The following is a 19095-nucleotide window of genomic DNA, read 5'->3' as shown; positions in this document are numbered from 1 at the left end:
GGAACCGTGACTGACCCCGAATCCCGCGAAGGCCCTCGTGACACGCCTGGTACCGAGGCCGGCCTGACGCCGTACGACGTGTCGGAGCTGAGCCGGCGGGTGCTGGAGCGGGTCGGCGAGGCCGTGGTCGGCAAGGGCGAGGCGCTGGAGCTGGTGCTGGCCGGGATCCTGGCCGGAGGGCACGTGCTGCTGGAGGACTACCCGGGCCTGGCCAAAACGCTGGCCGCGCGGTCGTTTGCGCAGGCGCTCGGGCTGGAGTTCCGGCGGGTCCAGTTCACCCCGGACCTGCTGCCCTCCGACGTCACCGGCGCGTTCGTGTACGACCAGAAGAACGGCGAGTTCGTCTTCCGGCCCGGTCCGATCTTCACCGGCCTGCTGCTCGCCGACGAGATCAACCGGACGCCTCCGAAGACCCAGGCCGCCCTGCTGGAGTCGATGCAGGAGCACCAGGTCACCGTCGAGGGCCAGACCTTCCCGCTGCCGGTGCCGTTCCACGTGCTGGCCACGGCGAACCCGGTCGAGTACGAGGGCACCTACCCGTTGCCGGAGGCCCAGCTCGACCGCTTCATGCTGCGGATCGGCTTCGGCTACCCCAGCGCCGACGAGGAGTGGCAGGTCCTGCAGCGCCGAATGGCACGCCGGCAGGAGGACCAGTACGTCGAGCCGGTCACCGACGCCGCCGGTCTGCTCGCCGCGCAGCGTGCTGTCGAGACGGTGACCGTCGACGACACCGTCGGCCGGTACTGCGTGGAGCTGGCTGCCGCTACCCGGCGGGACTCGCAGGTGCTCGTCGGGGCGTCGCCGCGTGGCTCCCTGGCGTTGCTGCTGACCGCCAGGTCGTACGCAGTCATCCAGGGCCGCGACTACGTCGTACCGGAGGATGTGAAGGCTGTGGCCGTGGCTGCGCTGGCGCACCGGATCACTGTGCGGCCGGAGCTGTGGCTGCACGACGTGACCGGTGCGAGCGTCGTACGGGCCGTGCTCGCGCAGGTGCCGGCTCCGCCGACTGTCGTGGGCGCCCGGCAGTGACCTGGCGGCCGACCCACGCGCAGGTCCGGGCGGTCTGTGTCGCCGCCGGACTGCTGGTGGTCGCGGTCGTCGCCCGCCGGCCCGACCTGGCCGTGCTGGGGATGCCGCTGGCCTTCGTCGCGGTCTGGGGACGCTTCTTCCGGCCGCGGACCGTTCCGCGGGTCGCGACCGAGCTGGACGCGGACGTGCTGTTCGAAGGGCAGGCGACGACGTACCGGGTGGTGGTGCCGGGCACGGTCGACCCGGACATCGACCTGGTCGTCGCGGCGGTGCCGCGGACGCAGTGGTTCCGGTACGACCCGCCGCAGGCCGCCGTGGCCGAGCCGGCGGCCGACGGGACCGTGTCGGTGGAGGTCGGCGTACGGTCCGAGCGGTGGGGGTTGCGGCGGCTGGAGCGGCCGCAGGTGATCGCCACGTCGGACCTGGGCTCGTACCGGGTGCACCTGCCGGACGCCGGTGTGCAGAGCGTCACCACACTGCCGCTGCGGGAGGGCTTCGAGGCTATTGACGCCGTACCGCGTCCTGCTGGGCTGGTCGGTCTGCACAGGTCGCGGCGGCCGGGTGAGGGGACGGAGCTGTCGGGAGTGCGGCCGTTCCGGACCGGCGACCGGCTGCGGCGGATCAACTGGTCGGTGTCGGCGCGCACTCGTGAGCTGCACGTGACGTCGACCTGGTCCGACCGGGACACCGAGGTCGTCATCCTGCTGGACACCGGTGCCGACGTCGGGATCAGTGAGGGGATCGACGGGCGTTCCAGCAGCCTGGACACGGCTGTGCGGGCCGCGGCGTCGATCGCCGAGCACTACCTGCGGCACGGGGACCGGGTGCGGCTGGTCGACACCGGTACGGCGGTTGGCGGTGTGCGTGCAGGGAGCGGGCGGGCGCATCTGCGGCGGGTCCTGGACGTGTTGGTGCACGCCGGCCAGAAGGGGCGTCAGCAGGACGAGCACGCGCTGGCCCGGCGGCACCGGATTCGGTCGGACAGCCTGGTGCTGGTGCTCAGTCCGCTGCTGCGGCCGGCTGTGCTCGGGTACGTCGTGACGCTGGTGCACTCCGGGTGCACGGTGATCGCCGTGGACACGCTGCCGGACGACGTGGCGGACGTGATCGACCTGGAGCAGCACGACTCCCAGGCGTGGCCGCTGGCGTGGCGCATCCGGCTGCTGGAGAGGCGCCGCGAGCTGGATCGTCTGGGGGACTTGGGCGTGCCGACTGTGCGGTGGCGAGGCGCGGGCACGTTGGACGAGGTACTGCGGGACGCGGCCCGCGTAGCCGCGGCACCGAGGATGCGCTCATGAACATCGCGGACCGGCTGACTCGGTGGCTGGGGGAGTTGCGGGCCTTCGGCCGGGCGCCTGTGATCGCGCGGTTGCTGATCGGCCTGGGCGGCGTGGTCGCTCTGGCGGTGCCGGCTCTGCAGCCGTGGGACCAGATGGATGCGGTGTGGGTGTTCGGTGTCCCGTTGCTGCTGGCCTGCTTGGTCCTGCCGGACTCCGCGGCCGGGTTGCTGTTCCTGGTCGTCGTACTGGCCGGGTGGTTGCTCAGGGCGCCGGGAGACGTGGGCTGGTCGACCGTGGTCACCGCGCTCGGGGTGCTCCTGCTGCACCTGGCGTCGGCGTACGCGGCGCAGCTGCCGTCGTACGCGAAGGTCGGGCCGCGGTCGCTCCGCAGGTGGTTGCTCCCGGCAAGCATCGCCGTGCTGCTCGCACCGGTGGTCGCGATCGGAGCGGCGATCGTGCGAGGTGCCGGCGTGCCTGGCTCCCTGGTCGTCACCGTCGCCGCGCTGGCGGCCGCGACGGCGGCGGTCTGGTTCGCGTCCGGTCAGTCGGTGAACGACTAGAGGGTCTCCAGCAGGTCGGTGGCCCAGGTGCAGGCGACCGGGTTCGGGCCGACGACCTGCATGGCTGCCATCACCGTCAGGAGCATGCCCGTCGCCATGAACTCGCGGGCCTCCTCCGGCGTCGCGCCGGTGAGATCGCGGACCGTGCGGTAGATCCGGCCGAAGCGGTCGCGGGAGGCCTTGCCGATTGCCGGCTCGGCGCTCGCGGCGAACCCGTGCAGCAGCACGACGAGCAACTCCCGCCGCTCGAGCAGTTGGTTGAACGCGTCCCCGAGGGTCTCCAGGTCGGCCTGCTTCTCGGCGGCCGTCCGGAACGCCTGCTCGACCTGGTCGCAGACTCGCTCCAGCGTGGCCAGGAACAGCTGCTGCTTGGTGCCGAACAGCCGGATCACGTACGGCTGCGAGACCCCCGCGAGCCGGGCGATCTCGTCGGTCTTCGTCCCGGCGTACCCGGACTCGCCGAACGCCACGATCGCCGCCTCCAGCACCTCTTCGCCGCGCTCGGCCGCGGTCAGCCTGGTTCTGGTCATGGTTGCAATGTTATCAGTCAATGCATACAGTGCTTGTTATCAGTCGATAACAACAAAGGATGCGCTATGACATCGACCGTCCTCGAGCCTGAGGTCCGAGCGACCCGCTCGCTCGGCACCGTGCTGGCTGTGGTGGGCATTCCCGTCTTCATGGTCACGCTCGACAACCTGGTGGTCACCACGGCGCTGCCGGTGATCAAGAACGACCTGGGCGCCTCGCTGACCGACCTGCAGTGGTTCGTGAACGCGTACACGCTGTCCTTCGCCGCGCTACTGCTGACCGCCTCGGCGATCGGGGACCGGCTCGGGCGCCGGCGGATCTTCCTGGCCGGGCTGGCCCTGTTCACGGTCGCGTCGGCGGCCTGTGCGCTGGCGACCGAGCCGTGGATGCTGATCGGCGCCCGCGCGATCCAGGGGGTGGGTGCTGCTGCCGTGATGCCGTTGTCGCTCACGCTGCTGTCGGCCGCCGTACCGGCGGACAAGCGGAGCGCCGCGATCGGGATCTGGGGTGGCATCTCCGGGCTCGGCGTCGCGGTCGGGCCGGTGGTCGGCGGCGCGGTCGTCGACGGGCTCAACTGGCAGTGGATCTTCTGGCTGAACGTGCCGATCGGCGTACTCGTGCTGCCGTTCGTGGCCCGCGTGCTGACGGAGTCGTACGGCGGTAGCCGCCGGTTCGACCCGGTCGGGCTGGTGCTGTCGGCGCTCGGCCTGCTGGGTGTCGTGTGGGGTGTCGTCCACGGCGCCGAGGACGGGTGGACGTCCGGACCGGTGCTCGGTGGACTGGTCGGTGGCGCTGCCCTGCTGATCGCTTTCCTGGTCTGGGAGAGCCGGTCGCCGGCGCCGATGCTGCCGCTGCGGCTGTTCCGGATCCGGGCGATCAGCGTGGTCAACGCGACGTCGTTCACGTTCTCGCTCGGGGTGTTCGGGGCGGTCTTCCTGCTGGCCCAGTTCTTCCAGGTGGTTCAGGGCTACTCGCCGCTCGACTCCGGGCTGCGGACCCTGCCGTGGACCGCGGCGCCGATGGTGGTCGCGCCGATCGCCGGGCTGATCGTGGACCGGGTCGGCGCGCGGGTGCTGATCGCCAGCGGCCAGGCGCTGCTCGCCGTGGCGCTCGGGTGGATGGCCGTGGTGACGACGGTGGACGTGGTGTACAGCTCGTACGTCGTACCGTTCCTGCTCGCCGGGGTCGGGATGGGGCTGACCTTCGCGCCGACCGCGAGCGTGGTGATGGGGGCCGCGTCGGAGAACGACCGCGGTGTCGCGTCGGGGACGAACAACACGGTCCGCGAGGTCGGCGTGGCGATGGGGGTCGCGGTGCTGGCGTCGGTGTTCGCCTCGGCCGGCGGGTACGAGTCGCCCGCCCGGTTCGTCGACGGCCTGGTCCCGGCGGTCTGGGTCGGCGCCGCGGTGGTCGCTGTGGGCGCGGCTGTTGCCCTGCTCATCCCGGGGCCGAGCAAGGCACGCTGAGCCGTGGTTGTGGCGCGCGCTCGAAGTCGCCGCCCTGCACGCGGCCTTCCTCCGGCCAGCGGGCGGCCGCCAGGCCGCTCCGCCAGGGGGCGGCTTCTGCCCCCACCCCTCCGCTCCTAGTCCCCCGCCCGCGCAGCGGGCGGGGGACTAGGAGCGGGGCTCGGTTGTCCCCGGTGTGCGGCAGGATGGTTCCTTCGCAACGGGTGGAGGGGACGCAAGTGCTGAATGCGGATGACGTTCGTCGGGTGGCCTTGTCGTTGCCGGGGACGGTGGAGAAGCAGCGGTGGAACCATCCGACCTTCGACGTCGGCGGGCGGATGTTCCTGACCGTGCCCGACGACCAGACGTCGTTCGCCGTGCGCTGCCCCCGGCTGGAGCGTGACGAGCTGATCGCGGCCGAGCCGGAGAAGTTCTGGGTGCCGCCGCACGAGGCCGGCTCGGCGTGGGTCCGGGCCCGGCTGTCGGCGCTGGAGGGCACCGACGAGCTGTACGACATCGTGCTCGACTCGTGGAACCAGACCGCGCCCGCGGCGTTGACGGACAAGCAGTAGCCGAAAGGCTGCCGCAGTTCAGTCCTCACGGGCCTTGAAGCGCGACTCGTCGAACCACAACGCCATGTCGACCCGCTGCTCCAGTTCCGCGACGGCCTTGGCGCCGCCGCGGTACAGGTGGCGGGACACCGGGATCACGCAGCCGTTGCCGCCGAACACCACCAACGTCCCGTCCTTGATCCGCATCACCCCGGCCACGCCGTCCCACGGCACCCGGTGCACACCGTCCTCGTCCCGCATCGTCAGTCCGTCGGCCGTCAGCACGAGCGTCATGGCCCGCGCCTCCCGCGAGAACGCCCGCGCCCCGAACGTCGGCCGGAACACCTGCCCCTCCGGCAATTCGCCGTCGTCCGCCGGGCACAAGGTGGTCTCCTCGAAGTCGAGATCCACCCAGCCCCGCGATCCCTCGAACGAGCCGTACGCGACCGCAGACCTCAGCGCGGCCGTCAGCGCCGCGGCGATCTGCTCCGGCCGAACAGCACGCATCTGCCCGACGTCCAGCTCCTCACGAGCCGGCTCGTCGAGCAGCTCAGCGGTCAGCTGGTTGAACTCCCGCCGCAGCTCGACATCCGTGGTGATCCGCACTTCCTCGAAGCGGTCGAGCGCGAGCTCCAGCTCGTCCGCGGTCGGCCCGTCCGCCGCCAATGTCGTCAGCGCGCGGCCTACCGCCAGCGCCACGTTCTCGTCGTGTCCCTCCCGCGCCTCCGCGTAGAACACCCAGTCCATCCGGCTGTCCGGCCGGCGCAGGGAGTCGGTGTCGACCACGTAGCTGTGCCCGCCGACGTGCCGGCAGTTCTCCTCGATGCGCTGCTGCAGCACGTCCACGACCAGCGCCGACTGCCTGGCCCCGTCCCCGTCCGGCAGCTCCAGTACGACAGCCGCTCCCGGGATCTCGTGCTCGACGAACACCGGCCCGGAGAACGACCGCACGCCGTACCGCGTGTGCTTCGGCCGGGTCCCTTGCGGCAGCGCCAGCTCCAGTCCGTCCGGGATCGGCCCGGTGATCTGCAGAACGGCGTTGTCGGCCGTGAACCACGTACGGGCGAAAGCGTTGACCTGCCCAGCGGTGATGCCGTCCGGGCCGGGCCCGTCGAGCCACGCCAGGCCGGCGCCGCGGGCGCCGTACCGGACGTGGTAGAGCAGCGCAGCCATCGGGTGCGTGACCCAGCCGTCCTCAGCAGCCAGTACGCCGGCCTCAACCTCCAGCCGCTCGACCGGTGGGGCCGACAGGGCCGCGCAGACGCCGGTGAGGAACTCGCCGACGCGCTCCTGCGTCCCGGAGGCGACGAAGCTGGTGGTGGTCGTCGAGACCGTGGCGTCGATCTGGATCGGCAGCCGGCGGACCGTGCTCATCACCAGGTGCTCCAGGGCGTGCGCGACGCCCACCGTCGGCAGCGTCTCGTCCCGTGCGCCGACGGCGAAGGTCAAGGTGGCGTCGGTGGTGGTCTGTGGCTCCTGGTGGTGCAGCAGACGAACACCGTCGAGGTACTGAGGCATCGGACGTCCTGTCGAGAGAGGAAGTGCCGAGGCTACCGACAGGTCGCCCCGGCGCCCGCGGGGTGGCGGCGGAAATGGGCGGGATCGGTGGAGTGCGGCCAGGTAGGGTCGTGGCGTGACGGACGCGACCACACCGAACAGCCCGATCGACCAGGTCTCCGAGCGGTTCCTCGAGCAGTACCTCGAGCTGATGCCGACCGCGGCGACCTTCATGGGGGTCGAGGGCCACGACCACGAGCTGCCCGACTACTCGCCGAACGGGTTCGAGGGCCTGCTCGAGCTGCACCAGCGCGCGCTGGCCGAGGCCCGCGCGATCCAGCCGGGCAGCCCGCGCGAGGAGGTCGCCCAGGACGCGTTCGTGGAACGGCTCGGGCTCGAGGTGGAGAACCTCGAGGCCGGCGTACCGCAGTCGCAGCTGAACGCGCTGACCTCGATCCCGGCCGAGATCCGCCAGGTGTTCGACCTGATGCCGACCGCGTCGGAGTCGGACTGGGAGCGGATCGCGATCCGGCTCAACCAGGTCGGTACGGCGCTCGACGGGTTCCGCGACACCGTGCTCGACCAGGCCGGCCAGGGCCGCGTGTCCGCCGTACGGCAGCTGAACGACCTGGCCACCCGGATCGCCAGCTGGACCGGCGCCGAGGGCGACGACTACTTCGCCGGCCTGGCCGCGCAGGCGCCCGAGGGACCGGTGAAGGCGTCCGTCGAAGCGGCGGCCGCGTCGGCGCGCAAGGCGTACGACCAGTTCGGGCAGTGGGTGACCACCGAGGTGGTGCCGCGCGGCCGGGCCCGGGACGCGGTCGGCCGGGAGATCTACGAGCTGGCCTCGCGCAACTTCCTCGGCGCGGCCGTCGACCTCGACGAGACCTACGCCTGGGGCTGGCAGGAGCTGGCCCGGATCGACGCCGAGATGCAGACCATCGCGGCCTCGCTGAACGACGGCGACCGCAGCATCAACGCCGCCGCCGAGCTGCTGGACAACGACCCGGCCCGCAAGATCCACGGCAAGGAGGCGTTCCGGGACTGGATGCAGCAGCTCGCCGACGCCGCCGTCGCGGAGCTGGCCGGCCAGCACTTCGACATCCCGGACGCGATCAAGCGGATCGAGTGCATGATCGCGCCGACCTCCGACGGGTCGATCTACTACACCGGCCCGAGCGAGGACCTGACCACGCGGCCCGGCCGGATGTGGTGGGCGGTGCCGAACGGCATCGAGGACTTCGCCACCTGGCGTGAGGTGACGACCGTCTACCACGAGGGCGTTCCCGGCCACCATCTGCAGGTCGCGCAGACGATGCTGCGCGGCGAGACGCTGAACCGCTGGCAGCGGATCGGCTGCTGGGTCTCCGGGCACGGCGAGGGCTGGGCCCTGTACGCCGAGCGGCTGATGGAAGAGCTCGGGTACCTCGAGGAGCCGGGCGCCAGGCTCGGGATGCTCGACGCGCAAGGCTTCCGGGCCGCGCGGGTGATCGTTGACATCGGCATGCATCTCGAGCTGGAGATCCCGCGGGACAACCCGCTCGGCTTCCGGCCGGGGGAGCGGTGGAACGCCGAGCTCGGGTTCGAGTTCCTGCGCGCGTACTCGCGGATGGAGACCGAGTTCCTGCGCGCAGAGCTGAACCGGTACCTGGGCTGGCCGGGGCAAGCGCCGTCGTACAAGGTCGGTGAGCGGATCTGGCTGCAGGCCCGCGAGGAGGTCCGCGCGCGGCGTGGTGCCGCGTTCGACCTGCGCAGCTTCCACCGCGAGGCCCTCGACCTCGGCTCGATCGGGCTCGACCCGCTGCGTCGCGCCCTCGCCCGCCTGTGAGCGCGGACACGGGGGACCGGCGTACGGCGGCCGACGCGGAGTCGGAGGTGCGCGGCGCGGAGCCGGAGGTGCGTCGGCCGCGGTTCGTGCTGGCCTCGCAGTCGCCGGCGCGGTTGAAGACGCTGCGCAACGCGGGCGTCGAGCCGGAGGTGATCGTCTCCGGCGTCGACGAGGACAACGTCACCGCCGAGAACCCCGGCGAGCTGGCCCGGCTGCTCGCGTGCCTGAAGGCCCGCGCGGTGGTCGCGAAGCTGGACGACCACGCCACGGTGCTCGGTTGCGACTCGGTGCTGGAGATCGACGGGGTCGCCTACGGCAAGCCCGGTACGCCGGAGATCGCGCGCGAACGGCTGAGGATGATGCGCGGGCGCAGCGGCGTACTGCACACCGGGCACTGCTTGTTCGACACCAACAGCAAGCAGGAGCTCCGCGAGCTCGCCTCCACCAAGGTGTTCTTCGCCGACCTCACCGACGACGAGATCGACGCGTACGTCGCCACCGGCGAGCCGCTGGTGGTCGCCGGCTCCTTCACCGTCGACGGCATCGGCGGACCGTTCGTCACGGGCATCGAGGGCGACTACCACAACGTCGTCGGGCTGTCCTTGCCGCTGCTGCGCCGCATGCTCGCGGACGTCGGCATCCCGTGGCCGTCACTCTGGCAGCCTCCGCACTTCGCGTACGACGAAGCCGAAGCAGCCATCTACGACGAAACCCGCGGCGGAGAGACCCGGGCCCGCGCGGCGGCCGAGGCGGTCCACCGGTTGTTGCCGCCGGACACTTCCCGCGTGCTGGAAGTTGCTGTGGGCACCGGGCTGGTCGGGGCCGAGCTTGTTGCTATGGGCAACCTCGTGCACGGGGTCGACCTGTCGCCGGCGATGTTGCAGCACGCGCGGTACCGGCTGCCGGGGCACGTGGCGGCGGCTGATGCCGCGCGGTTGCCGGTGGCGGACCGGCGGTGTGACGCGGTGGTCGCGGTCTGGTTGCTGCATCTGCTCGACGACACCGAGGGGATCATCGCCGAGGCCGCGCGAGTGCTCCGGCCGGGTGGGGTTTTCATCACCACGACGGAGAAGTCCGACGCGAGCCGGTACGCCGCCGGGCGGTCGCCGAAGGAGACCCGCTCGGGCGACGCGCTGTCCCACTTGGTGGCCCGCGGCGCCGAGCACGGCCTGGTGCTCGACGGCGCGACGACCTTCGAAGGTCCGGTTCGTGGCGGTCCTGGAGTGCCGGTCTACCCGTTGGTGAGCTTCCGCAAGCTGTGATCAGCTGATCCCGGCCTTCGCGTCCAGCAGTTGCAACAGGTCATGGGCCGCGAGCTCCACGTCCTTGTGCCGCCACTCGGAAGCGCGGTATACGCACGCGATCAGCCCGGTCCGGTGCACCCGCCGGAAATCGCCGTACACGAAGGCGTGCCGGGCCTTGGTCTCCTCGTTGGCGCCGTCGGTCAACCCGAGATGCCAAGCGCCGTACTCGTCCCACCCGTGGTTCGCCAGGTAGGCGTTCTGAGCGTCGGCGTCAGGCTGCGACGCACCCCAGTCACTGTCCAGCACGTACTGCCGGCCGTCGATCAGCTTCCGCGCGTACTCGACCGCCGCCGGGTTCACCTCGTACTTGGCCATACCCCGATTGTGCCCCCGAACGACGGGCGCTCAGCAGACCTCGTCGTCGTAACTGATCCTGAGCCGCTGCGGGGTGGGCTCCGAGGTGAGGAGGAGCCGAAAGCCTTCCAGCCGCTCGGCGCGGTCGGCGAACTCGTGCAAAGTCAGCCCGAACGACCACAGGTTGTCCGAGGCGATCGCCTCGAGCGCGGGTGCGGCGTCGTACTCGAGTGCGCAGCTCAGCTGGCTGATCGCACCCTCTGTGTCGATGAACTGCCTGGTGAAGTCCAGCGCGAAGTGTCGCCCGGCCTCGTCGCCGAAGTCGACGACGCCGTACTGGACGAGCAGCCCGTCGCCGTCGTCCTCCGGGCCGAGCACGTCCTCGGCGGGGACGGCTGCGAAGTCGAGGAACGCCTTCCAGACAAGGCGGATGGACGGCTGCGTGAGGTCGACGTCTCCAGCGACGAGCTGCTGCCGGAGGATCTGCGCCGAGTCCTCCGGGATCACGGGTGGGCGCTTGCGCGCCACCTGTTGGGGCCGGGGTGGAGGGGGCGTTTGGCGTGGCGCCAGTACGTCGCCCAGTCGCTGGCTCGGTCGGTCGACGGCGCGGCGGCCGGTAGGGCGGAGGCGCGGGCGGCGACCACGGCGACGAGGGCGGCGAGCTCCTCGGGGGTGGGGTCGCCCTTCACCACGCGGAGGACCGCCGCGGAGCCGGCCTCGGAGGCGGTGCTCGGGGTGTTGTCGGTCATCAGTACGGTCTCCCGTCGACAGCGGTCACAGGGGGATGTTGCCGTGCTTCTTCGGCGGGAGCGTGTCGCGCTTGGTGCGCAGCAGGCGCAGGGCGCGGACGATCTCGGCGCGGGTCTCGCTGGGCTTGATGACCGCGTCGATGTAGCCGCGTTCGGCCGCGATGTACGGGTTGGCGAGGTGGTCCTCGTACTCCGTGATCAGCTGCTGGCGACGCGTTTCGACGTCCTCGGCGGCGGCGAGCTCGCGGCGGTGCAGGATGTTGACGGCGCCCTGCGCGCCCATCACCGCGATCTGCGCGGTCGGCCAGGCGATGTTCATGTCGGCGCCCAGGTGCTTGGAGCCCATCACGTCGTACGCGCCGCCGTACGCCTTGCGGGTGATCACGGTGATCATCGGGACGGTCGCCTCGGCGTACGCGTAGATGAGCTTGGCGCCGCGGCGGATGATGCCGTTCCACTCCTGGTCGGTACCGGGCAGGAAGCCGGGCACGTCGACGAAGGTCAGGATCGGCACGTTGAACGCGTCGCAGGTGCGGACGAACCGGGCCGCCTTCTCGGAGGCGTCGATGTCGAGCGTGCCGGCGAACTGCATCGGCTGGTTCGCGACCACGCCGACCGGGCGGCCCTCGACGCGACCGAAGCCGACGATCAGGTTCGGCGCGAACAGCGACTGCACCTCGAGGAAGTCGCTGTCGTCGACGACGGCCTCGATCACGGTGTGCATGTCGTACGGCTGGTTCGGCGAGTCCGGGATCAGCGTGTCCAGCGCCGCGTCCAGGTCGTTGACCGCGAGGTCGGCCGGGGCGTCGTACACCGGCGGGTCCTCGAGGTTGTTCTGCGGCAGGTGCCCGACCAGGGCCTTCACCCAGTCGATCGCATCCTCCTCGTCGCTGCCCAGGTAGTGCGCGTTGCCGGACTTGGTGTTGTGCGTCCGGGCGCCGCCGAGCTCCTCCTGGGTGACGTCCTCGCCGGTGACGGTCTTGATCACGTCCGGGCCGGTGATGAACATGTACGACGACTCGTCCACCATCACTGTGAAGTCGGTGACGGCCGGCGAGTAGACCGCGCCGCCGGCGCACGGGCCCATGATGAGGGAGATCTGCGGGATCACCCCGGACGCGCGGACGTTGCGGCGGAAGATCTCGCCGTACAGGCCGAGACTCACGACACCTTCCTGGATCCGGGCGCCGCCGGAGTCGTTGATGCCGATCAGCGGGCAGCCGATCTTCATCGCCAGGTCCATCACCTTGACGATCTTCTCGCCGAACACCTCACCCAGCGAGCCGCCGAACACGGTGAAGTCCTGCGCGAACACGCACACCTGCCGGCCGTCGATGGTGCCGAACCCGGTCACCACGCCGTCGCCGTACGGGCGGTTCGCGTCCAGGCCGAACGACGTCGACCGGTGCCGGGCGAACTCGTCGAGCTCGGAGAACGACCCCTCGTCCAGCAGCAGCGCGATCCGCTCCCGCGCGGTCTTCTTGCCCCGCGCGTGCTGCTTCTCCACCGCGCGCTCCGACCCGGCGTGCACGGCCTCGTCCAGCCGCTGCTCCAGGTCCGCGAGCTTCCCGGCGGTGGTGTGGATGTTCACGGTCTCTCCCATAACCGGGCAGCCTAACCGCCCAGTAGCACTTCCGCCTGTGACGTCGGCCGCAGAACGCCGGGGGTGGCACGATGAAGCCGTGGAGTACGAGGAGTTCGACGCTGAGCGGATGCGGGTGGTCCGGGCGTGGGGTGTGGAGATCACCGACGCCGAGGTGCTGGCGGCCGAGGCTTTGCGGCTGCGGGAGCTGGCGGAGACGGTTGAGGGAGAGCGGGATCGTGACCGCGCCCGGCGGTACCTGGTGGCCGTGGATCAGCTGGTCGAGGGCGCCCGTACGCCGACCGACCCCGCGCTGGTTCGCGCCTCGGAGGTGCTGCAGCGCGCCGCCGACCCGGCCGGTACGCCGGACGAACGCCGCGCGCGGGCCGAGGCCGGGATGGCGGAGATCGGCCGGATCGCCGACGAGGCGCCGTCGGACGACGTACGGCATGCCGTGCTCATGCTGAACGGGACCCTGGCCGAGATCCTCGACGTACTCGAGCAGGCCTGACGTGCTCGACCGGCACCCGGCGAGCGAGGTGCCGGACGTCGGTGGCGGGCTGTGGGAGCGCGTCCGGGACGCCGTACTGGCGGAGTCCGGCGCGGCCACGTCGCTGTGGAACGGGCAGCTGAAGTACACCGACCCGGAGAAGAAGATCCTCGGGAGCGCCGCCGCCGACGGCACGCTGCGGCTCGGCAAGGATCGCGTCGTCCGTCCGCTGCAGGAGATGTCCGCGCACCGCGGAGGACCGGTCGAGCAGAAGCAGCTGCGTGCTTGGCGGAACGCGCTGGAGACGGTCGTGCACGAGTTCTGCCACCTGGCCGCGGAAGCGGGGTTCACCCACGCCGACCGGAAGGCGGGGATGAAGCGCCCGGAGCTCGGGCCGATCGAGGAGGGCACGACCGAGGCCTGGAGCCAGGCGCGGCTGGACCGGATCATCGACCGGGTGGTGCCGCCTGAGCTGGCCCGGCAGCTGACGTCGGTGCGGACCACCGAGTCGTACCCGGCGTGGGCACCCGCCGTACGGGCGTTCGCTCAGGACCTCGGCGCGGAAACCAGGCTGGACTTCGCCCAGGTGCTCGACCAGATGAGCCGTGCGGGACGCGCCGGTAAGGCGCAGGTCGCGGCGGATCTCCTGTTCAAGGCGTCCGAGCTCCCGTTCCTGGTACCGCTCGACGCCCAGGCCGCGATCCGGGAGGAGCTGCGGGCGACCATCGACCAGGGGTTCGCCGACCTGCGGCCATTGAACGAGAACAGGCCACCGGATCTCCCGGTGGTCGCCGGGCGCCGCGGACAGGAGATCGCGCGCGCTGCGGTTCTCGTCGTACGGCGGGCGGAGACGCGTTTCCAGCCGCCGAGGGCTTCGGAGCGGATCGTCGGCCGGCAGACGACGCCACTGGATCGAGAGATCGCGGGGCTGCGTGCGGTGCTCGACGCGCAATCGCCGACGGGTACGGCGGCCGGGGCGCAGTCACAGACGCCCTCGGGCGCAGGGACTGTGCAGGACCGGCCGCGGCTCGATCGGCCGACGGACGGCAAGCCCAGGACTCGATGAGTCGGAGGCCGTACCGGTGCTCAGTGCGGGCCGACGGCGAAGATCTTGGTGAGGCGGGCGGCCAGGGCGAGGTCGCCGCGGACCGACAGGCGTTGCTTGAGGACGGCGGTGACCGGGTCCTCGTTGCCGGTGACGATCCTCAGCAACGTGGCGGGGTCGGTGCGGACCGAGATCTGGGCCGGGCCGGTGCGGCCGGGCAGCAGTGCGCAGCGGCCGTCGGCGATCTGGAGGTGGTACTCGTCCACGCCCTCGCCGTGGACGCCGCCGGCCGCCCCCGTGATCTGCCAGGTGACGACCGCGTCGAACCCGCTGGCCCGGGCCGGCCGGAGGTACTCCGGCATCCGGCGAAAGATCTCGCGCAACGCGATCTCTCGCACACCCCCGATGAGTCGATGCCGAAGCTCCCGTTCCGACGTCCGGTCCACCAACCGGGCCAGTTCGCCCAGCTCGAGTCCTGACCAGTCGCCGGACTCCAGCCAGTGGGCACCGCCACGCTCGGCCAAGCAGACCTCCCCGTGGCGACTTCCTGACGAAGCCGTCCGGAGGCCTCGCGGCACTTCCGGGTGACTTCCTACCAGACCGTAGGAATTTCCTACGACCTGGTAGGTTTGTCAAGTGGTCAGCCCCGACGAACAGGTTCCGGAACCTCGCCGCCGGGCCGCGCACCTCGGCCCGGAACGCCGGCGGCCGATGATCCTCGAGGCCGCCCTGCAGGTCTTCTCCGAGCGCGGCTACGCCGGCACGACGATGCAGTCGGTCGCCGACGCCGCTGGTGTCACCAAGCCGGTCGTCTACGCCTCGTTCGCGAACCGCGACGAGCTGCTGCTGGCGCTGCTGGCCCGCGAGGAGCAGCACCTGGTGCTCTCGATCATGGCCGCGCTCCCCGCCGACCCGAGCGTCGGGACTCCGGAGGAGCACGTGCTCGAGGGGCTGACGGCGTTCCTGGAGACCGCGGCCAAGAACCCCCACTCCTGGCGGATCGTCTTCGGCGCCCAGTACGGCGCGGCGCCGGCCGTGGCCGACCGGGTCCGCGCCGCCCGCGCGTTCCTGGTCGAGGGCCTGCGGCTGACGCTGGTGCAGTCGCTGCCCGGCGTCACGGCCCCGGACGCGAACCTGCCCGTCCTGGCCGAGATGCTCGCCTCGATGACCGAGGCCTGCGCCCGGATGCTCGTTGTCGACGGCACCGACCGGACCCCGCAGGAGCTGGCCAAGGTGGTCTCCCAGGTCGTCGGCGGCGGCTTCGGCGCGGTCTGAGCGGTCCGTCGTACCATCGCCACGCTCGGTCACGATCTGCGTTCACTGGCCGGACCATGAGGCGAGAGAGCGCGGCCACAGATATCGTGGGCGAACGTGACCGAGACCGGCAGTCAGGCGAACGCCCGCACCCGTACCCGCGCACGTTTCGAAGTCCCTGAGGAGCTGCGGGCCGATGTCCGCCTGCTCGGCGAGATCCTGGGCCGCATCCTGGTCGAGTACGCCGGGCAGCCGCTGCTGGACGACGTGGAGAAGCTGCGCGAGCTGACCATCGCCGGCGACGGCGAAGCGGCCGAGCAGCTGGTCGCGACCTGGCCGCACGAGCGCGCCGAGGACGTCGCCCGCGCGTTCACCTGCTACTTCCACCTGACCAACCTGAGCGAGGAGCTGCACCGCGCCCGGGTCCTGCGCGAGCGCGACCGCTCCGGGGACGCCCCCGCGGTGTCGGAGCTGGCCCAGGCGGTCGAGCAGATCTCCACCGACGCCGGCGAGCAGCAGGCCCGCGCGCTGCTCAACGGGCTGGAGTTCCGCCCGGTCCTGACCGCGCACCCGACCGAGGCCCGCCGCCGCGCCGTACTGGCGACCATCCGGCGGATCTCCTCGCTGCTGGAGGAGCGCAACGACCCGCGCGCCGGTGAGGCCGAGCTGGCCGAGAACCGGCGCGGCCTGGTCGAGCAGGTCGACATCCTCTGGCGGACGTCGCAGCTGCGGACCAGCCGGCCGACGCCGCTGGACGAGGTGCGCTCGGCGATGGCGGTCTTCGAGGAGACCCTGTTCGATGTCGTCGGCAACGTCTACCGCCGGCTCGACGACGCCCTGGCCGGGGACGCCGCCGGGACCCGCCCGCCGGTGGTCGCGCCGTTCGTCCGGCTCGGGTCCTGGATCGGCGGCGACCGCGACGGCAACCCGAACGTCACCGCCGCGATCACCCGCGAGGCGATGCAGATCCAGGCCGACCACGTGCTGCGCGCGCTGGAGCAGGCGACCGACCAGCTCGGCCGGTCGCTGACGCTGGACGCGGCGACCACCCCGCCGTCCGCCCCGGTACGCCGGATCCTGGAGGACGCCCGCGCGGTCAACCCGGAGCTCATCGCCGACATCGAGACCCGCTCGCCGTCCGAGCCGCACAGGCAGCTCCTGCTGCTGGCAGCGCGCCGGCTGGCCGCCACCCGAGGGCGGGACGCCGACTTCGGCTACCCGCGGGCCAGCGACTTCGCCCACGAGCTGAAGGTCCTGCAGGACTCGCTGGTCTCGGCCGGCGCACCCCGCCAGGCGTACGGGCAGTTGCAGCAGCTCATCTGGCAGGTCAGCTCGTTCGGCTTCCACCTGGCTGAGCTGGAGGTCCGCCAGCACTCGTCGGTGCACGCCAAGGCGCTGGAAGAGGTCCTGGGCGGCGGTGAGCTGTCCGACCAGACCGAGGAGGTGCTGGCCACCCTCCGGGTGATCGGCCAGATCCAGCAGCGCTTCGGCCCCGAGGCGTGCCGTCGGTACGTCGTGTCGTTCACCCGGAACGCCGGTGACCTCGCGGCGGTCTACGAGCTGGCCGACGCGGCCATGGACGGCCGGCCGATCGAGCTGGACGTCGTACCGCTGTTCGAGACCGGCGAGGACCTGCAGAACTCCGTCGAGGTGCTGGACAACGCGATCCAGCTGACCCGGGTCCGGCACCGCCTGACCGCGAACGACCGCCGCTTCGAGGTCATGCTCGGCTACTCCGACTCCGCCAAGGACGTCGGCCCGGTCTCGGCCACGCTCGCCCTGTACGACGCGCAGGCGCGGATCACCGCCTGGGCCCAGCGCAACGCGATCCGGCTGACCCTGTTCCACGGCCGCGGCGGCGCGCTCGGCCGGGGCGGCGGCCCCGCCAACCGGGCCGTGCTCGCGCAGGCGCCCGGCTCGGTCGCCGGCCGGTTCAAGCTGACCGAGCAGGGCGAGGCGATCCCGGCCCGGTACGGCAACGCAGCGATCGCGCAGCGGCACATCGAGCAGGTCACGGCAGCCACGCTGCTGGCGTCGACCCCGGCGATCGAGGAGCGGGCCACGGCGGCAGCCGACCGGTTCGGCGAGATCGAGAAGGTCCTCGACGAGGCCGCCCGTACGGCGTACCACCGGCTGGTGAAGGCCGACGGGTTCGCCGAGTGGTTCGGCCGGGTCACCCCGCTGGAGGAGCTCGGTCAGCTGCCGCTCGGGTCGCGCCCGGCCCGGCGTGGTGTGGCGGTGTCCTCGCTGGAGGACCTGCGGGCGATCCCGTGGGTGTTCGCCTGGTCGCAGGCCCGGGTGAACGCACCGGGCTGGTACGGCCTGGGCTCCGCGCTGCAGGCGGTCGGTGACGTCGCCGCTCTGCAGGACGCGAACAAGAACTGGCCGCTGTTCCAGGTGATGCTGGAGAACGCGGAGATGTCGCTGGCCAAGACCGACCGGCGCATCCTCGGCCGCTACCTGGAGCTGGGCGACCGACCCGACCTGAGCCAGCTGATGCTGGACGAGCACGAGCTGACCACCGAGTGGGTGCTCAAGGTGCTCGACAGCGACCGGCTGCTGGCCGGCCGCCGGGTGCTGGGCCGGGCGGTCGAGCTGCGCAACCCGTACGTCGACGCGCTCAGCTACCTGCAGCTGCGAGCGCTGCGGACCCTGCGGACCGACGACTCACTCGACGAGGAGCAGATCGTGCGTACGCGCCGACTGCTGCTGCTGACCGTGTCGGGCGTTGCCGCCGGCCTGCAGAACACCGGCTGATGTTCGGAGACCTGGAGCGCCCGCCGCTGGACGAGAAGTTCCTGCGGGCGCGTCTGCTGCGTCCTGGTGGTCTGTGGACGCAGCTCGACGTACTGGCCGAGACGCCGTCCACCAACGCCGTCCTGGCCGCCGCTGCCCGCGCCGGAGCGCCTGAGGGCGTGGTCGCCACAGCGGAGTACCAGTCGTCCGGGCGTGGACGGCTGGGCCGTACGTGGACCACTCCGCCGCGCTCTGCGCTGCTGACGTCGGTCCTGCTGCGCCCGACGGCGGTACCGGCCGCCCGCTGGCCGTGGCTGGGCCTGCTGGTCTCCTTGGCCGTTGCGTCCGCCGTACGGCGGGTTGCCGAGGTCCCGGCGCTGGTGAAGTGGCCGAACGACGTACTGATCGAGGACCGGAAGCTCGCGGGCATCCTGCTCGAGCGGGTCGAGGGGCCGGCGGCGATCGTCGGGATGGGCCTCAACGTCACATTGCGCGCCGACGAGCGGCCGCACCCGGCGGCGACGTCGCTGGCGCTGGAGGGCGCGGCGACCACGGATCGGGTCACGGTGCTGTCCGCCGTACTGCGGGAGCTGGCCACGCGGTACCAGGAGTGGGTGGCCGCGGAGGGTGACCCGGCGGTGATCCTGCCCGACTATCAGGGGCTTTCGGCAACGATCGGCCGGCCGGTCCGGGTCGAGCTGCCGGACGGGAAGTTCCTGGAGGGCAAGGCCGCTGGACTGGACACCGACGGCCGGCTGCTGGTCGACACCGCCGACGGCCAGCGAGCACTGGCCGCCGGCGACGTGACGCACCTGCGGACCTAGGGCGTGTCTCCCGCTTCTCGCCTACTGCGCGGCACTCGGCACGGCACCTCGGAGCACTGGAGCAAAGCCCACGATGGAAAAACATCGAGGGCTTCA

Annotated in this window: 19 protein-coding genes; 12 read left to right on the top strand and 7 right to left on the bottom strand. The window is 71.6% G+C overall.

Annotated elements, in window-relative coordinates; all coding sequences use genetic code 11:
- Positions 1-6: 6 nt before the first annotated feature.
- The 3 genes from ABD235_RS16380 to ABD235_RS16370 are packed head-to-tail and all read left to right on the top strand — an operon-like array spanning position 7 to position 2869.
- The gene (locus ABD235_RS16380; RefSeq protein ID WP_425553122.1) at positions 7-1029 is read left to right on the top strand and encodes an AAA family ATPase; all 1023 of its coding nucleotides are present in this window, start codon (positions 7-9) and stop codon (positions 1027-1029) included.
- A complete protein-coding gene (locus ABD235_RS16375; RefSeq protein ID WP_344174989.1) occupies positions 1026-2327 on the top strand; it encodes a DUF58 domain-containing protein in 1302 nt (433 codons plus the stop codon). Before ABD235_RS16380 ends, ABD235_RS16375 begins: the two co-directional genes overlap by 4 nt.
- Positions 2324-2869 (top strand): hypothetical protein, encoded by a 546-nt coding sequence (locus ABD235_RS16370; RefSeq protein ID WP_344174987.1) that lies wholly within the window; start codon positions 2324-2326, stop codon positions 2867-2869. Before ABD235_RS16375 ends, ABD235_RS16370 begins: the two co-directional genes overlap by 4 nt.
- Here ABD235_RS16370 and ABD235_RS16365 read toward each other — a convergent pair.
- Entirely contained in the window at positions 2866-3399 is a 534-nt protein-coding gene (locus ABD235_RS16365) for a TetR/AcrR family transcriptional regulator (protein ID WP_344174986.1), read from the bottom strand. The two genes, ABD235_RS16370 and ABD235_RS16365, sit on opposite strands and share 4 nt — an antisense overlap.
- Positions 3400-3465: 66 nt before the next feature.
- Here ABD235_RS16365 and ABD235_RS16360 point away from each other — a divergent pair, with 66 nt between their 5' ends.
- Both ABD235_RS16360 and ABD235_RS16355 read left to right on the top strand, forming a co-directional pair.
- On the top strand, positions 3466-4866 hold the full coding sequence (locus tag ABD235_RS16360; RefSeq protein ID WP_344174985.1) for an MFS transporter: 1401 nt from the start codon (positions 3466-3468) through the stop codon (positions 4864-4866).
- 245 nt (positions 4867-5111) lie between these two features.
- Entirely contained in the window at positions 5112-5417 is a 306-nt protein-coding gene (locus ABD235_RS16355) for an MmcQ/YjbR family DNA-binding protein (protein ID WP_344174983.1), read from the top strand.
- An 18-nt stretch (positions 5418-5435) separates the two neighbouring features.
- On the opposite strand, the gene ABD235_RS16350 is transcribed toward ABD235_RS16355, so the two are convergent.
- Positions 5436-6914 carry a peptidase M16 family protein gene (locus tag ABD235_RS16350; protein ID WP_344174982.1) on the bottom strand — a complete coding sequence of 493 codons (1479 nt, stop codon included), beginning with the start codon at positions 6912-6914 and terminating at the stop codon, positions 5436-5438.
- Between the two features lie 115 nt (positions 6915-7029).
- Here ABD235_RS16350 and ABD235_RS16345 point away from each other — a divergent pair, with 115 nt between their 5' ends.
- Entirely contained in the window at positions 7030-8721 is a 1692-nt protein-coding gene (locus ABD235_RS16345) for a DUF885 domain-containing protein (RefSeq protein WP_344174981.1), read from the top strand.
- The gene (locus ABD235_RS16340) at positions 8718-9983 is read left to right on the top strand and encodes a Maf family nucleotide pyrophosphatase (RefSeq protein WP_344174980.1); all 1266 of its coding nucleotides are present in this window, start codon (positions 8718-8720) and stop codon (positions 9981-9983) included. Before ABD235_RS16345 ends, ABD235_RS16340 begins: the two co-directional genes overlap by 4 nt.
- On the opposite strand, the gene ABD235_RS16335 is transcribed toward ABD235_RS16340, so the two are convergent.
- The 4 genes from ABD235_RS16335 to ABD235_RS16320 are packed head-to-tail and all read right to left on the bottom strand — an operon-like array spanning position 9984 to position 12671.
- Positions 9984-10340: a hypothetical protein gene (locus tag ABD235_RS16335; protein WP_344174979.1), complete on the bottom strand. Its 357-nt coding sequence runs from the start codon at positions 10338-10340 to the stop codon at positions 9984-9986.
- 30 nt (positions 10341-10370) lie between these two features.
- The gene (locus tag ABD235_RS16330; RefSeq protein ID WP_344174978.1) at positions 10371-10826 is read right to left on the bottom strand and encodes a hypothetical protein; all 456 of its coding nucleotides are present in this window, start codon (positions 10824-10826) and stop codon (positions 10371-10373) included.
- Positions 10823-11068: an acyl-CoA carboxylase subunit epsilon gene (locus ABD235_RS16325; RefSeq protein WP_344174977.1), complete on the bottom strand. Its 246-nt coding sequence runs from the start codon at positions 11066-11068 to the stop codon at positions 10823-10825. The genes ABD235_RS16330 and ABD235_RS16325 overlap by 4 nt, the downstream gene beginning before the upstream one ends.
- A gap of 25 nt (positions 11069-11093) precedes the next feature.
- Positions 11094-12671, bottom strand: a complete 1578-nt coding sequence (locus ABD235_RS16320; RefSeq protein WP_344174976.1) for an acyl-CoA carboxylase subunit beta — start codon at positions 12669-12671, stop codon at positions 11094-11096.
- Between the two features lie 79 nt (positions 12672-12750).
- Between ABD235_RS16320 and ABD235_RS16315 the strand changes: the two genes are divergently transcribed.
- A complete protein-coding gene (locus ABD235_RS16315) occupies positions 12751-13161 on the top strand; it encodes a hypothetical protein (protein WP_344174975.1) in 411 nt (136 codons plus the stop codon).
- A 1-nt stretch (position 13162) separates the two neighbouring features.
- Complete coding sequence (locus tag ABD235_RS16310) at positions 13163-14206, top strand: hypothetical protein (RefSeq protein ID WP_344174974.1); 1044 nt, start codon at positions 13163-13165, stop codon at positions 14204-14206.
- A 20-nt stretch (positions 14207-14226) separates the two neighbouring features.
- Here the strand turns inward: ABD235_RS16310 and ABD235_RS16305 are convergent, their stop codons facing one another.
- A complete protein-coding gene (locus tag ABD235_RS16305; protein ID WP_344174972.1) occupies positions 14227-14709 on the bottom strand; it encodes an SCP2 sterol-binding domain-containing protein in 483 nt (160 codons plus the stop codon).
- 112 nt (positions 14710-14821) lie between these two features.
- Between ABD235_RS16305 and ABD235_RS16300 the strand changes: the two genes are divergently transcribed.
- From ABD235_RS16300 to ABD235_RS16290, 3 genes are all read left to right on the top strand, one after another.
- Positions 14822-15460: a TetR/AcrR family transcriptional regulator gene (locus ABD235_RS16300; RefSeq protein ID WP_344174971.1), complete on the top strand. Its 639-nt coding sequence runs from the start codon at positions 14822-14824 to the stop codon at positions 15458-15460.
- Positions 15461-15556: 96 nt separating this feature from the next.
- Positions 15557-18196, top strand: coding sequence for a phosphoenolpyruvate carboxylase (locus ABD235_RS16295; RefSeq protein WP_344174970.1), 2640 nt, complete (start codon positions 15557-15559; stop codon positions 18194-18196).
- Entirely contained in the window at positions 18196-18999 is an 804-nt protein-coding gene (locus ABD235_RS16290; RefSeq protein WP_344174969.1) for a biotin--[acetyl-CoA-carboxylase] ligase, read from the top strand. The genes ABD235_RS16295 and ABD235_RS16290 overlap by 1 nt, the downstream gene beginning before the upstream one ends.
- Positions 19000-19095: the final 96 nt, after the last annotated feature.

Source organism: Kribbella lupini (genome assembly GCF_039529595.1).
GTDB classification, from domain to species: domain Bacteria; phylum Actinomycetota; class Actinomycetes; order Propionibacteriales; family Kribbellaceae; genus Kribbella; species Kribbella lupini.
Note: the sequence above shows the minus strand (reverse complement) of the source record. Positions and strands in the feature narration are given on the sequence as shown.